A 15,026-nucleotide genomic window follows, 5' to 3' on the forward strand; every position below is an offset into this window, starting at 1 on the left:
GTGTTGAATGCTTGGTTTAAAATTGTTCCCCTATTTAACTAAAGCAGTTACTGCTTTGCTTAAAATTTCTACGGCTTTTTCCATTTCCGTTTCATTCAGATGTCCAAATCCGAGGCGTGTAGCGCTCAGCGTTCTGGTTTGGTAAAGGATGGTTTTAGGCAGGAATAGCCCATTTAATGCGCATACTTCTTTTAGCTTGATTAAACTAAATTTATTTAGCCATTCTACCCATACAGCCAATCCCCTGGCAGGGATTTGAAACCGGATGCTGCCTTTGAGCTTATCATTAAGCAAAGCAATAAAATAATCTCTCCGCTCCCTGTATATTTTTTTATTCTTTTTCGATAGGCGGTGAACTTCACCTTCCTGAATCCATTCGGTTAAAACCTGCTCTTTTACCACATCTATACCCGGTTCTAAAATGCGCTGATGTTTTTCTAATTCTTCAATAAAAGCTGCAGGTGCAACAACAAATCCGTAACCAAAACCAGCAGGTAAGGACCTGGCAAATGAACCGATGTACACGACGCGTTCATTCGAATCAAAGGCAGCTAAAGGCAGTACCGGGTTGTTATCGTAATGAAAGTCAAAGTCGTAATCATCTTCCAAAATCACAAACCCATACCTGTCTGCCAATTCGAGCAACTCAATCCTTCTTTTAGCACTTAGGGTTACTGTTGTTGGATAATGAAAATTCGAAGTAAGATACAGCATCCGAATTTGGTGTACCTCACAAACCTGCCTTAGCATTTCGGTATCGATGCCATTTTCATCAACGGGAATTGAGATGATTTCAGCACCGCTATCAGAAAGCGTCATATTGGAATGATAATAGCTCGGTGAGGCCACAACCACCTTATCACCCGCAGAAATTAAAAGTTTAACCACTAAAAACAAACCAATTTCATGGCTACCAGTGCTGAGCAAATTAGCAGCAGATATACGAAGCCCGCGTGTGAGATTCAAAAAATTAGAAAACTGAAGCTTAAACTCAAGCCGTGATTGCGTCTGTATTTTCGGCCAGGAGTTGGTGTTTTTTTGCCTCTTGAGTTTGGATACATATAACCTGGCCAATATATCGGTATGTACCAATCTCAAATCAGGAAGTCCGTCATTAAACTGATAAGGAAGGTTACTTACTTCAACGGGATTCTCTAAAATAGATGATTGTTTAAAAGTAAATCCGGAACTGTTCTTTCTTGCAACAGCAGTAGATTTTGGCCTGTTTTCTTGTTTTTGCCCCGATAAGATGAAAGTTCCCCTATTGGCACGGCTTTCAATAAATCCCTGCGACTCCAGGTCGTTAAAGGCCTTAATGAGCGTATTTCTGTTTACCGCAAGTAATTTACACAAAATACGCGTGCCAGGTAATTTTGTACCTTCTGGTAACCATCCCGTTTGTATGGCTTTTATAAACTCAAAAACAATTTGAAGGTATAAGGCTGTAGCCTCTTCAGGATTAAGCTTAATGAAACTTTTAAAAGGAATTTGAACCGGACTATCCATTTTCTACAAACTGGCCTACTTTAATGGTACGGCAAGATACTACTTTTGCCAAAAATTGAAAGCATGAAGAAAATTTACCTTTTTATACTTACCCTCGCCAGCACCAGTCTGTTTGCGCAAACCAAACAAGATACCGTAATCAAGATTGATGATGTGGTTATTAATGAAAATCGTTTCAGCACCCCTATTTCTAAACAGAATAGAAATGTTTATATCATTGATCAGGAAACCATTGCAAAATTACCAGCCCGAACAATCCAGGAAATGTTGCAATATGCTAATGGTGTAGATTTGCGACAAAGGGGGCCTTTTGGTAGCCAGGCCGATATCAGTGTAGATGGGGGAAGCTTTGAGCAAACTGTGGTTCTTTTAAACGGAACAAAAATTATTGATTCGCAAACGGCTCATAATATGCTCAACCTGCCCATCCCGGTTGAGGCCATCGAAAGAATTGAAATTATACGTGGTCCGGCTGCCAGAATTTACGGCATTAATAGTTTAACCGGAGCCATCAATATCATCACGAAGAAACTCACGCAATCAGGTTTTCTAATCAGCTCATATGCCGGTTCCAATTTTGAAAAAGATGCTGAAGATTCCGGAAAAACTTTCAATGGCAGAGGCATCCAGTTTGGTGCCGTACTAAGCAAAGAAAAACACCAGCATTCGTTATTTGCCTCGCACGATGCCAGTAATGGGTATCGTTTTAATACCGGTTTTGAAAACAACAAATTACTTTACCAGGGACGCTTCCAAATTAATTCCTCAAATGAGATAGAAGCATTATTCGGTTACACTAAAAATGGCTTTGGAGCAAATGGCTTCTACGCGGCACCTGGCGATAAAAATTCGGATGAGGTTGTACAAACTACTTTAGCATCCATTCAATCTAAAAGTATTTTATCGGCACGCTGGACATTAATGTCTCGCTTTAGCTACCGATATAATGATGATGATTACCGCTACTTCGGACCTGCCAGGCTGGATGCCGCAAGAAGCAGACATTATACAAATTCTTTGGCCGGAGAGGTAAATACCACATACAATACAGGCAAGGGAGAATTGGGCTTAGGTGCCGAAGTAAGAAGCGAAGACATCAACTCTTCCAATATTGGCAAACACAATCGTGAAAACCTGGGATTATATGCACAATACAGAACCTATTTACTGGAAAAATTAAACGTAAATTTTGGCACCTATCTTAATTATAATTCTGATTACAAATGGCAGCTTTACCCGGGATTGGATGCCAGTTACGAGTTAACCCATAGCCTTAAAATTAGCGGAAATATTGGCACCAGTCAAAGACTTCCATCCTTTACCGATTTATACCTGGATCAACGCCCCGGGAATATCGGGAACACGAATGTTATGCCAGAAAATGCTTTCCAATCTGAAATTGGCTTAAAATTTAACAAAAATGGTTTAGGCATCCAGTCCAGCTATTTTTATAGAAGAATTAATAAATTTATCGACTGGACAAAACTAGTGAGTAGTGATCCATGGCAAAGCAACAACGTTGGCGATCTGCTAACCAGAGGCATTAATGTACGTTCTAATTTCGCCCTGGAACTTACCAATCAATCGAAATTTAATTTCATGTTGGGCTATTCTTATTTAGAATCTGAATTTAAGAACACTAACACAAGTCTTGCTTCCAAATACCTGATTTCTTCACTCAAACATCAGGTTACAAATACGGTAGATTTCAGATATCAGAAGCTATCGATGCTTTTAGCTACACGTTTTAACCAGCGGATGCTAGGTAAATCCTATTGGATTAACGATGTTAGGATTAGCCAGGGCATTGATAAATTTACAGTATTCTTAGATGCCCAGAACATTTTCAATACCACTTATTTTGAAGTGGGTGCTATCCCGCTTCCGGCCAGATGGTTTAGCCTCGGCGTTAAGTTCGTTAATTTATAACCATAATATAATAGTACTATCCTGATTAAATTCAGGATAGTATTATACAAAATCCGCTGTAAACCCAACTAAGCTTTCATAATATGCTTACCTTGTTTTGGGCACTAACAGATTAAAATTTCTCTTGCATCGTTCTTATTATTGGATGATGATCATCAGTATCACCAACCTGTTTTTTAGCACTGGCACCTTCCTCATAAAAAAGTCCTTAGCTAATTCGATTACTTCAATATAATACTACAAAAAGAGCCGGGAATTTCTCTCAGGCATGGCCTAAAAAGGCTTCTTTAAAGAGCCTTTTGTTGACCTGAACCTACTCACGATCTACCAATAGCCATCGCTTCAACAGATAATTAAAACACTTTGCTTTATTCCCTGTTAGTTTAAATAGCGATTTGGAAAGCAGCGTTTTATTGATAGATTAGTTTTTTAAATTTTAATGAATGGCTACAACCAGAAAAAAGCCTGAAAGAACGCAGAGCAGCGTTTTCTCTAAAACAAGAAGCGGCATATCAGGCTTAGATGAAATTACCCTTGGTGGCCTTCCCTCCGGCCGGCCAACATTGATATGTGGTGAACCGGGTTCAGGGAAAACACTTTTTTCAATTGAATTTTTAGTAAAAGGTGCACTTGATTATGATGAACCAGGTGTATTTATGGCCTTCGAAGAAAAGGCTGATGAACTCCGTACCAATGTCGCATCATTGGGATTTGATCTTGAAAAACTCGAAAAGGATAAGAAAATAAGAATAGATTATGTGCACATCGACCGATCTGAAATAGAAGAAACCGGCGAATATGATCTGGAAGGATTATTCATTCGCTTGGGCCATGCCATTGATAGCATTGGTGCTAAACGTGTTGCACTGGATACAATTGAAAACCTATTTTCCGGACTTAGTAATGAAGGTATTCTCCGTGCAGAAATCCGCAGGCTTTTTCAGTTTCTTAAATCGAAAGGTGTAACTGCAATCATTACAGGCGAACGTGGAGAAAAAAGCCTCACCAGGCAAGGGCTGGAGGAATACGTATCTGATTGTGTAATTCTTTTAGATCACAGGGTAGTTAACCAAATTTCTACCAGAATATTACGGATCATTAAATATAGAGGTTCAGTACACGGCACCAACGAATATCCTTTTCTGATAGACGATGAGGGCATATCTGTTTTGCCGGTTACCTCTCTCGAACTCAACAAAGAGGTTTCTTTAGAAAGTATTGCTTCCGGAATTCCGGCATTAGATAAAATGCTGGGATTTAGAGGTTTTTACAAAGGCAGTAGCATCCTGGTATCCGGAACAGCAGGAACAGGAAAAACCAGCGTGGCCGCAACTTTTGCTGATGCCGCCTGCAAACGCAAGGAAAGATGCTTATTCTTTGCCTTTGAAGAATCACCAAAACAAATCATTCGGAATATGAATTCTATTGGTTTGAACATGCAACGCCACGTAGATAAAGGATACCTGGAATTTTACGCCTCCAGACCAACACTTTATGGCCTCGAAATGCATCTTGTGGCCATCCATAAGGCCATTAAAAAGTTCAAGCCAGATGTTGTAGTACTCGACCCCATTACCAATCTGATCTCTATAGGCTCGGTAAGCGAGGTAAAAACCATGCTGGTACGTTTAATAGATTTTCTTCAGGCCGAGCAAATCACGGTGATGTTCACAGCATTAGCACTTAATAACACCATTACCGAACAAACCGATGAAGGCGTTTCATCTTTAGTGGATGCCTGGTTAATGATTCGCGACATTGACAGCAATGGAGAACGAAACAGGGGTCTTTACATCATGAAATCGAGGGGAATGAAACATTCTAACCAGATTAGAGAATTTGTGATTACCGACCGGGGGCTCGATCTGGTAGATGTATTCTTAACCGAAGATGGTGTACTTACCGGCTCTGCCAGAAAAGCCAGAATGCTACTCGAGCAAACAGGAGAAGTAATTCATGCTCAAGCCATTAGCAGAAAAGATCGTGAATTAGCACGTAAGCGTAAAGTACTTGAATCCAAAATAGACAGCCTGAGATCAGAGTATGAATCTGCAGAAGAAGAGCTCAATAAGGTTTACGTTGAAGAGGCACTGAAAAAGCAGGTTATGGGCGAAACCTTATCAAAAATGACCGATCTGCGCAGAGCAGACATATCCGAGGATAAAAAAATTACCGTAAAAAAAAGTAAAAAATAGTGGGAAAGATATATGAACTTCGGCTGTATGTAGCCGGAAAAACAACAAAATCTGTAGTTGCACTTGAAAATCTGAAACGCATTTGTGAAGAACATTTAAAAGGAAAGTATAGTATTGAGGTAATTGATCTTTTGGAAAAACCGCAACTTGCCGAAGGTGATCAAATTCTGGCCATCCCAACGCTGGTAAAAAAAGTACCAGAACCTGTGCGTAAAATCATTGGCGATCTCTCCAACGTAGAAAAAGTGTTGGTTGGTTTAGATATCAGACCAATATCAACAGATTAATAAAAATAAAATGGCTATACAGGATGAACCGATCTGGGAAAATAATGAGCAGGATGAATATTTCACCCTGCGGCTCTTTATTGCCGGCTCATCCCCCATTTCAGCAAGAGCAATAAAAAATTTACGCAACATCTGCGAAGAATTCCTGAAGGGAAGATACGAACTGGAAATTATTGATGCACACCAACAGCCACTCCTTGTTCGGGATGAAAATGTTACGGCCCTTCCCATGCTGATCAAAAAATCGCCCTCCCCAAAAAGAAGGCTTATCGGCGATTTCTCTCATAGAGATAGCGTACTTGCAGGACTAGGCATCAGGGGATAACTTATGGAAAAATCGATCGAACACATTCAGCTTGAACAAGCCCATAAAGAACTTCAGATGCAACTTCGCGAGGCTAACGATATCATTGACGCCATACGCTCTGGTGAGGTGGATGCATTGGTGGTAAATGGAGAGAACGGCCATCAGCTTTTTACCCTCAAAACTGCCGATCAAAGCTACCGGATTTTTATCGAGCAGATGACAGAAAGTGCCTTAACCCTCGATTTATCCGGAAGAATATTATACTGCAATTCTAATTTCGCCGATTTTTTCAAAGTCCCGCTGGAAAAAGCAATCGGTACGGAATTTCTTGATTTTGTACCTTTAGATAACTTATCTCTTGCAAAAGAAACAATAGATGCAGCCTGGACCGCTGATACTAAAATAGAACTCGAACTCCAGAATGGTGAGGGGAAAAGGGTATGTGTACAATTGTCGTTAAAAGCCCTGAACCTGGATGAAGGCACAGCGCTTAGCATCATCATTACCGACCTCAGTGAGATTAAAAGAAACCAGTCTTTGCTCGAAATCAGGAATGAGGAACTTGAAGAATCCAGGAGAACAACTACTGAATTAAATGAAAATTTAGAGCGGATTGTCAACCTTCGAACACTTGAACTCGAAGCCAAAAACAAGGAACTTGCAACAGCCATTAAACAGCAATCAGAAGTGAACAGGCAACTCAAAACCGCTTTGGAAAGTCTTAAAGAAAGTGAAGACAACCTGAGTTCTGCGTTTAATGCCGGAGACCTGGGTAGCTGCAGCCTGGATCTTAAAACTGGTAAGGCAGAAATGTCTGAACGTTTTAGGCTACTTTACGGGCTTCCGGTTACCGGAGATCTCGACTGGAAAATGATTTTAGCCTGTGTAGATCCTGTTTATATTCCGGAGCTGGAACAGATACTAAAAGATTGCCTCAGCTCGGGTAAGCCTGTTGATTCTACCTATCCGATCATACATTGCGTTTCCGGTGAACGGCGTTGGATGCGCGTTGTAGGTAAGGTTAAAAAAGATCTTAACGGACATTTCAGTAGCGTGTCTGCTGTGCTGATGGATGTGACAGACCAAAAGCAAGATGAGCAAAGGAAAAATGATTTTATTGCAATGGTAAGCCATGAGCTTAAAACTCCCCTTACCTCCATGAAAGGGTACATCCAGTTTATGCAGTTAAAAGCCAGAAAAGAAGAGAATATGTTTGCCGGAAAGGCACTGGAAGGTGCTGAACGCCAGATCAATAAGATGACCAGCATGATTAACGGCTTTCTTAACCTATCGCGACTGGAATCTGGCAAGCTCCTGCTGGAGCAACAACCCTTAGAAATAGCTTCCCTTATAAAGGAGATCATGGACGAATACAGTACTACGGTTACCAGCCATCACCTTACCTCTTCCTGCCAGAAAGGACTGTTTGTAAATGCAGACAGAGATAAATTAGGTCATGTAATCAACAACCTGGTGAGTAATGCAGTTAAATATTCTCCGGCTGATAGTCGTATCGATGTTGATAGTTACCAAGAAGACAACAATGTAATTTTCCGAGTTCGCGATGAAGGAATGGGTATTCATGGTACCGATTTGCCTAAACTCTTCGAAAGATTTTATCGGGCTGAAACTCCACAGATGGCAACGGTTTCCGGTTTTGGAATTGGACTCTATCTTTCAGCAGAAATTATTGCGCGGCATGGAGGTAAAATCTGGGCCGAAAGTGAACCGGGTATTGGTTCTGTTTTTTATTTTAGCTTACCGCTTATAGCACAACCTTAAATCTCCTTCAGCTTTACCTGAAGGAGATTGTTTAACGCTCAAGTACAATCGCTTTATTCAAGGTTATTTCAGGGAAAGATCTGTTGTTTTACCGTCGATGGTGTTATGCTTAATTTCAGCCTGAATTACCCGGTCGAAACTGATTACATTTTTGTTTCGGTGAAAAGCAGGATACTCCTGATTGGTTATAATTTTATTATACTCAAACGATATGCCTTTAACAGATTTCGCATATAAAACCGGCCGGTCAAAAGTGTTAAATTGGTTATGGTGAATTCGTATTCCCGAATGGAAGTATTTTTTTTGGTTTATCAGATCCGGAATCTCCGGATAAATCGATATCACGGCACTTGTAAATTGATACATGCTTGTTAAGGCATTTACAAATCTGTTGTCAGTAATTTCAATGTCTCTGCAGGCTCCCGTTTCATACCAGCCATTACTATCCCCGCAGAGCAAAATAGCTGTTCCGGATGTATGATCAAACAAATTACGCGCAACCAGTGTTCGCCGTGGTGTACTGAAAAGCGCTCCCCTTGCCCTGTTATTTCTGATGGTATTTCCGGTAAAGACAACAGCAGGTGTCCAGGTTAAATTTTCGATCCCAATATCTTGTTTGGAAGGGTCTATTTCCTCATCCAGGACCTTTGTAAACTGAATGCGGAATGTTTTGACAGGATCGTTTTCCTGAGCTTTTACAGGAGTAATGGAGGCAATGGTGTTTTGTCCATCCCAAAGCTCCATTGTTTTCGATTGGATAAACTGCACGCTATCGCCAGCATTGCCCCAATCAAACCCATAACTTTGGCTGTGCATGTACTGGCCTATCACAGTTTTACTGTCAACTTTTTTAACCAGCTTAAGGTAAGTACCATGAATATTAATGGCATCATCCATCATACCCTCATACAAACCGTTCTTTGATATAATCTCCCCCCTGCAACCAGAAAAGTGTGTTGCATCGGCTTGTGTGGTAAAATACCTGGGATCAATTTTCCCTCTTAAGCATACGCCAAAGCCGTCCATGTAGATATTTTCGGTCAACTGCGCCAACAAGCCCATGCCCTCTGCATAATGTACCTTTACATTTACCAAACGGATATTATTACCTTTATGTACAAAGATGCCAGGCGCCGGGCGTGCCCAGCTTCTCATGGCGACTACAGTTCCTGGAATCAGTTTCTTATTTTTCCAGTTAAATGCTTTTATTTTACCTGGTGCCAGTTCCGTTACCCCTTTTGTTCCTACACGGATATCTCCACTGTTAAAAACAATATGTTTACTCTGGCTTTCAAATGCAATACCCGATGTTGGCTGCATTTCCCAACCCTCCCCGGTGTTGTAAAAAACGCTGTCCTTGATCAGATACTTAACCCAGGGAGCCGTTTCAAAAACAATATTTCCCTTTGCAGTATCATTTTCAATAATTTTCACCTGCGCAATTTGCGGCTTATCAAAATCGATACTGAGGTTTTCGAGCTTCACATCTGTGGCCTCAACAATAGAAATCGGGAGCATGCGCCCATGAAATATTAAATCAGCCCCATTGCCCTCAAGGGTAATATTTTTAAATTGTTCGAGGGCAATACCCACCGTTTTCGGATTGTTTTGATCGTGATTGGAAATATAATATTCCCTGATCGTTCCTCCTTCGGGATAAAAATCATACCTCCCCTTTTGGAATTTAATTACTATGGCTTCTTTCGCCTTTGTTTCTGCCTTGATTTTACTCAGTAATACAGAGAGCCTGGCAGTATTATTTTTTCCATTGTTAGGTACTATGTCATGTTCGGCCAAGGTATAAACCTTCGCTTTTGTTTGTGCCTTTAAAGAAATTGTCAAAAGGCAAAGTAACAGAATAGATATACCCCTCGTTTTCAAGCGGGTAATTCCATTTAAAGAGTTGATTATCTTATTCATAAATACTATCTCTGGTTAGAAATTGACAAAAGGTAATAGTGCTGATATTGTGGGCAAGATTGGCTACTATCGCAAATGTTTCTGTGAAACAATTGGTTTTCTTAAAGGTAGCTAAGCCTGAAACGATTAACCAAAAAAATGCCTGGCAATTTTAACACAAACGTTTGTTTATAATGATAAAAAAATCGTCAATCAAACGCTACAACACTTACACAACAAACTGATTTACAAACCATTAATTTCACTAAAAAACAAACATACAAACCCACGGAGGATTTTGTACAGACATTACAAACATATTAACAGACAAACGTTTGCCAACCCGGTTTCTCCATTATCACCAATGGCCAGCGAACTAAACTGGTCTAGCGAGTAAAAAGGATTTGAAGACAAAATAGTCGATAAAAGTGGTTTAAAATTGTGTCCCTGCCCGACTTCCCGATCTAAAGTCGGGGTCATACTTCTCGCCCAAACCGGGCAAAAAAAAAGCCTCATCTTTTGCAGATGAAGCTTTTAATTTTGTGAGCCCAGCTGGGCTCCCCGACGTTAAGTCGGGATCCTACTTCTCGCCCAAACCGGGCAAAAAAAAAAGCCTCATCTTTTGCAGATGAAGCTTTTAATTTTGTGGGCCCAGCTGGGCTCCCCGACGTTAAGTCGGGATCCTACTTCTCGCCCAAACCGGGCAAAAAAAAAGCCTCATCTTTTGCAGATGAAGCTTTTAATTTTGTGGGCCCAGCTGGGCTCGAACCAGCGACCAAAAGATTATGAGTCTTCTACTCTAACCAACTGAGCTATAGGCCCTGAAAAAACAATCTTGTTTTTTGCGAGTGCAATGTTACAAATTTGCATTGAATTTAAGAAAAACTTTTTACGCAAAATTGAACTTTTTTAAATATAAACTCATTTTCAAGAGGTTAAAAATTTGGTTTTTAAGCGTTACCTCTTAACTTTAGTACTTTCAGCCGGGACAAACCCACTTTTTCATGGAGAACTACAGTGTCATTATTTTTATACTTGCCATTATGATCGGACTATCGGCCATTGCCGATAAAATAAAATTACCTTATCCCATTTTGCTAATTGTTGCCGGCATTTCAATCGGATTTATCCCCGGTCTGCCCCAGGTAGACATCAACCCGGAAATTATTTTCCTCATCTTTTTGCCTCCCCTGCTTTATGATGCAGCCTTTAATATTTCTTTTAAAGATTTTAAAACCAATTTAAATACCATATCCACACTGGCCATTTCATTGGTCTTTATCACAGCCTGTGGCATTGCGGTAGTGGCACATTACCTGATCCCCGATATGAGCTGGCCACTATCTTTCGTACTTGGTGCCATCCTATCAGCCACAGATGCTGTTGCAGCAATGAGTATTACAAAAGGATTAGGGCTATCTCACAAAACCAATACCATCTTAGAGGGCGAAAGCCTGGTTAATGATGCCTCTGCACTGGTAGCCTACAGATTTGCGGTTGCAGCGGTAACCGGATCGGCATTTATATTTTGGAAAGCATCTTTGCAATTTTTAGGGCTTATGGCCGGGGGCGTGATAATTGGTGTGATTATGGGCAAAATATTAGCATTCATCATCAAAAGATTCCATCAAAACAACTTAGCTACCATAAGTTTTATGCTGCTAAGCCCTTTTGTAACTTATCTGATTGCAGAGGAGCTTCATGTTTCTGGTGTTATTGCCGTGGTGATTTTGGGTTTAGGGATTGCCCGTTTCAGTAACAAAGTACTTCCAGAAAAACTTCGAAACGAATCAAAATCCATATGGGACATGATTATCTTCCTGTTAAACGGCCTGATCTTTATCCTGATAGGCCTGCAATTTCCATACATCTATGATAGCATAAGCAAAGCTGATATTTTACCTTATATTGGTTATGCTGCCATAATAACAGTGGTAGCATTACTATTGAGAATGATCAGGGTAATTATGCAAAAATTCAACCTGCAGGAAGCATTTAAAAAAGGTAAGCGTAAAATATCAGAAGAAGCACTACTGGATTGGAAAAACAGCCTGATCATCAGTTGGTCGGGAATGCACGGAATTGTTTCTTTAGCCATTGCTATCGGTTTGCCAGCCAAACTCGCCAATGGCCAACCATTCCCGCAACGAAATGCCATAATTTTTATATCGGTGGCTGTAGTTCTGTTTACGCTGATCGGTCAGGGATTAACGCTACCCTGGATTGTTAAACAACTAAAAAAGAGGTGATTACAATACAAATATCTTCTTATCAGGCATTTATTTACTTGCAAATTCGATTGTCACATTTTAACCATACTCTTGAGGTTTTATTTTAGTTTTTTTAATTTAGCAGTGTAAAATCGATGTGGCTGAAATCCGGTGCAGCGAACAAAACCTTACGCGTTTGGAGCACTGCAATGAATGTGGTGAGGCCTAGAAGAACTGTTACTTTGAAGAGATAAGCGCTTATGCATTATTTCTTTAACAACCACATCGGTTTTCGTTTATAAACTATTTGCCGATAGAAACTGGATAACGGTTAATCCACTGTATCGCTTAAAACTATTGTTAAAACTGGCAGTAGTAGCAAAGCCCAAAACCTGCGCAATTTCAGCTGTAGTGTAGTCGCTATGCAGCAATAAGTATTCTGCTTCCTGCATCAGCCGATCTTTAATTAAGCTGGAAAAAGTTTTACCCATTACAGCATCCAGAAATGTATTGAGCTTATTTGTACTAAACCCCATGCCCGCAGCATAAAACCCAATATTTTTCTCTGTTTTATAATACTGTTCCAAAATAGCTTTGAAGCGCATAACCTGCTGCAACTGATCAAAGGTTAAGGCAGTAAGGTATCCATCTAAACCTGTGGTGTAGCCTAAAAATAAAGAAATGTATTGTGATAAAAAGCGAGATTCTTTTTTATGGGCTATTTCCCGCCTCAGCTGTTCAAGCAGACTATAAATTTGTCTTGATTCTTCGACATTTTTATCGCGGAAAGACAAAGTTAAAAACAGATTCTTTGCCGCAGGATCTAAGTGTTGCAATAAAAACTCTGCAAAAATGGCGCTACTAAAGCTAAGCCAATAACCCGATCCTATCTCTCCCTGCAGCCTAACCAATCCCTCCTCAGGAATAAAAAACACCCTACCTCCAAACAGGCTGTAATCACCAGAGTTCATATGCAAAACCCCTGTTCCAGCTTCAATTACCAAAATACGCATAGGGTAATGAGCTTGTAATGCCGTTCCTTTAGTATAAGTGCCTTTAAGTAGCGTTAGTTCTACCATATTTGCTATCCATTCATTTTGATTATAGAATAAGTTGGGCGAAAAATTAAACGGCACAATGTTATTAAAACAAATCGAAAATGAGCGTAATTTTCTTCAGTTTAATTACAAAAAATGCGCTGTAGCGTATAAGTTAATCTACACTTCAAGCAAATAACAGATTAAAATTTATCTAATCTATTGGTGATATCAGTATGGCGATTTGTAAAACCTGATGAACACAAAAAGTAACCCGCTCTCCTTCGGTTAATAAACTATTTTCAGCTATACTCTGCTTAAAAAATAATACGTCAGCACCATTTTCATTTTCGATATACCCTAATTCTTCTATTTTATTATAGTTTCGTACTATTCCCCGTTGCCTAATCATATTGTTTTTTGAATGCATTAATCATTTTAGCCAGAATCACAAATAACCATGCCAAAAAGAACCAATTGTGTTCAATTTCATGTATTATTTATGGTCTAAAATTAAAAAATCGCTGTCCAAATCACGATTATCACTAATAGTTGTACGATAGTTATTGACAATTGTTGTAAATACTCCTCTTATCTCTAAATTTAATCCTGTTAATCCATCCCTAATTATTAAATGAAAATTGACCAGATGAGTGGCCGGGAATCGTTGCGTCTAAAGACACTACACGATTATGATATCCTTGATACCCCAAAAGATGGTGCTTTCGATAGCCTTACCAGAATTGCATCACAATTTTTAAATGTTCCTATTGCAATTGTTTCGTTAGTAGATGAAGACCGGATTTGGTTTAAATCTGTGCAGGGATTGCCTATAGTAGAAATCACAAAAGCACCCGGTCTTTGTGCCTCAGCCATACTATTGGATGGCTTTTTCTCTATTGAAGATATTAAAAAAGATCCCAGCGCCTTGTCTAATCCACTCATAGCAAACCATTTTGGACTTGAATTCTATGCCGCTTTCCCCTTAAGGACAAAAGAGGGATATAATTTGGGTACTTTTTGTATCATGGATCATCAACCCCGCCTGATGGAACCCTTTGAAATTGCCTTTATGCGCGACTTAAGAGATACTGTAATGGAAATTATAGAACTGAAATTCCAAGCCAGAAAAGTCTCCCGATTAGTTTATGATGCAATCAACCTGGATATGGAAATTCATTAAATTAGACCAAAACACGTGACTTAACATTGCGTTTGAGTACAGACATACCCATAATATTTTTAGCTACCCGCCCTTTTTTGGTTATTGCTATATCAAACTGAACAGAACTGCCAATATATAATCCTTTCGCTTTACAGTCTGAAATATCAAAATAGATACTTTCAGGCACTAAATACTGGGATATTAACCCAAATCCTCTTTGCTTATTATAAGCTGTAATTACACCATTCATATAGAGCTGTTTAGAGCATTTAACTTGAATATAAATGTATACCTTTAATATCAATTCTGATCCTAAAGTAGATGTTTGATACTAATTAATAGATATAGATACTAAAAACAGTGATATACAATAAAGCTTCCCTTTAACAGGACTGTACCAATCTTAATTTATCTAAAACTAACATTCAAAAAAAGCTGTTGTCTGTTTGTAATCTATCTCTATCATGATGAAAAAAGTAACCAGAAATACGTCTAATGCAGATTTGGAAAGTATCCAGGAAGGCGATCAGATTAAAGATGACACCGGAAAAGCCGGAGAAGTAGAAAACATTGAAATTCTTAATCGGCACAAGGAGAAACAATTTTATTACAAACTAAAAAATGATGGTACCATACTCGTGATCAAATAATGCATTGAGTCTTTGTGGTGAAATCAATTATAATCAAGATATTACGTAAAGCCTTTCAA

Annotated in this window: 13 protein-coding genes and 1 tRNA gene; 8 read left to right on the forward strand and 6 right to left on the reverse strand. The window is 39.4% G+C overall.

Translation table 11 applies throughout. The features are described 5' to 3' along the window. Positions 1-30 precede the first annotated feature (30 nt). On the reverse strand, positions 31-1,506 hold the full coding sequence (locus ACQY77_RS05030) for a PLP-dependent aminotransferase family protein (protein WP_421939077.1): 1,476 nt from the start codon (positions 1,504-1,506) through the stop codon (positions 31-33). Positions 1,507-1,569: 63 nt separating this feature from the next. Between ACQY77_RS05030 and ACQY77_RS05035 the strand changes: the two genes are divergently transcribed. The 5 genes from ACQY77_RS05035 to ACQY77_RS05055 all read left to right on the forward strand — a co-directional run bounded on the left by ACQY77_RS05035 (position 1,570) and on the right by ACQY77_RS05055 (position 8,006). Then, positions 1,570-3,435, forward strand: coding sequence for a TonB-dependent receptor plug domain-containing protein (locus ACQY77_RS05035; protein ID WP_421939076.1), 1,866 nt, complete (start codon positions 1,570-1,572; stop codon positions 3,433-3,435). A gap of 443 nt (positions 3,436-3,878) precedes the next feature. Then, on the forward strand, positions 3,879-5,630 hold the full coding sequence (gene kaiC / locus ACQY77_RS05040) for a circadian clock protein KaiC (RefSeq protein ID WP_421939075.1): 1,752 nt from the start codon (positions 3,879-3,881) through the stop codon (positions 5,628-5,630). Continuing rightward, positions 5,630-5,917, forward strand: coding sequence for a circadian clock protein KaiB (kaiB, locus tag ACQY77_RS05045; RefSeq protein WP_421939074.1), 288 nt, complete (start codon positions 5,630-5,632; stop codon positions 5,915-5,917). The genes kaiC and kaiB overlap by 1 nt, the downstream gene beginning before the upstream one ends. Before the next feature lie 10 nt (positions 5,918-5,927). Beyond that, positions 5,928-6,242: a circadian clock KaiB family protein gene (locus ACQY77_RS05050; protein WP_421939073.1), complete on the forward strand. Its 315-nt coding sequence runs from the start codon at positions 5,928-5,930 to the stop codon at positions 6,240-6,242. A gap of 3 nt (positions 6,243-6,245) precedes the next feature. Then, a complete protein-coding gene (locus ACQY77_RS05055; RefSeq protein WP_421939072.1) occupies positions 6,246-8,006 on the forward strand; it encodes an ATP-binding protein in 1,761 nt (586 codons plus the stop codon). A gap of 63 nt (positions 8,007-8,069) precedes the next feature. Here the strand turns inward: ACQY77_RS05055 and ACQY77_RS05060 are convergent, their stop codons facing one another. Next, the gene (locus ACQY77_RS05060) at positions 8,070-9,926 is read right to left on the reverse strand and encodes an alpha-1,3-galactosidase-related protein (RefSeq protein WP_421939071.1); all 1,857 of its coding nucleotides are present in this window, start codon (positions 9,924-9,926) and stop codon (positions 8,070-8,072) included. Between the two features lie 727 nt (positions 9,927-10,653). Then, positions 10,654-10,727 (reverse strand) — tRNA-Ile (locus ACQY77_RS05065). A gap of 182 nt (positions 10,728-10,909) precedes the next feature. Here ACQY77_RS05065 and ACQY77_RS05070 point away from each other — a divergent pair. Then, the gene (locus ACQY77_RS05070; RefSeq protein ID WP_421939070.1) at positions 10,910-12,154 is read left to right on the forward strand and encodes a Na+/H+ antiporter; all 1,245 of its coding nucleotides are present in this window, start codon (positions 10,910-10,912) and stop codon (positions 12,152-12,154) included. Positions 12,155-12,411: 257 nt separating this feature from the next. Here the strand turns inward: ACQY77_RS05070 and ACQY77_RS05075 are convergent, their stop codons facing one another. Both ACQY77_RS05075 and ACQY77_RS05080 read right to left on the reverse strand, forming a co-directional pair. After that, a complete protein-coding gene (locus ACQY77_RS05075; RefSeq protein WP_421939069.1) occupies positions 12,412-13,194 on the reverse strand; it encodes a helix-turn-helix domain-containing protein in 783 nt (260 codons plus the stop codon). 172 nt (positions 13,195-13,366) lie between these two features. Continuing rightward, positions 13,367-13,564: a cold shock domain-containing protein gene (locus ACQY77_RS05080; RefSeq protein WP_421939068.1), complete on the reverse strand. Its 198-nt coding sequence runs from the start codon at positions 13,562-13,564 to the stop codon at positions 13,367-13,369. Between the two features lie 222 nt (positions 13,565-13,786). Here ACQY77_RS05080 and ACQY77_RS05085 point away from each other — a divergent pair, with 222 nt between their 5' ends. After that, entirely contained in the window at positions 13,787-14,335 is a 549-nt protein-coding gene (locus tag ACQY77_RS05085; protein ID WP_421939067.1) for a GAF domain-containing protein, read from the forward strand. Position 14,336: 1 nt separating this feature from the next. Here the strand turns inward: ACQY77_RS05085 and ACQY77_RS05090 are convergent, their stop codons facing one another. Beyond that, entirely contained in the window at positions 14,337-14,567 is a 231-nt protein-coding gene (locus ACQY77_RS05090) for a cold shock domain-containing protein (protein WP_421939066.1), read from the reverse strand. A gap of 214 nt (positions 14,568-14,781) precedes the next feature. Here ACQY77_RS05090 and ACQY77_RS05095 point away from each other — a divergent pair, with 214 nt between their 5' ends. Next, entirely contained in the window at positions 14,782-14,967 is a 186-nt protein-coding gene (locus ACQY77_RS05095) for a hypothetical protein (RefSeq protein ID WP_421939065.1), read from the forward strand. Positions 14,968-15,026: the final 59 nt, after the last annotated feature.

It is taken from the genome of Pedobacter sp., from assembly GCF_965279535.1.
Lineage (GTDB): Bacteria > Bacteroidota > Bacteroidia > Sphingobacteriales > Sphingobacteriaceae > Pedobacter.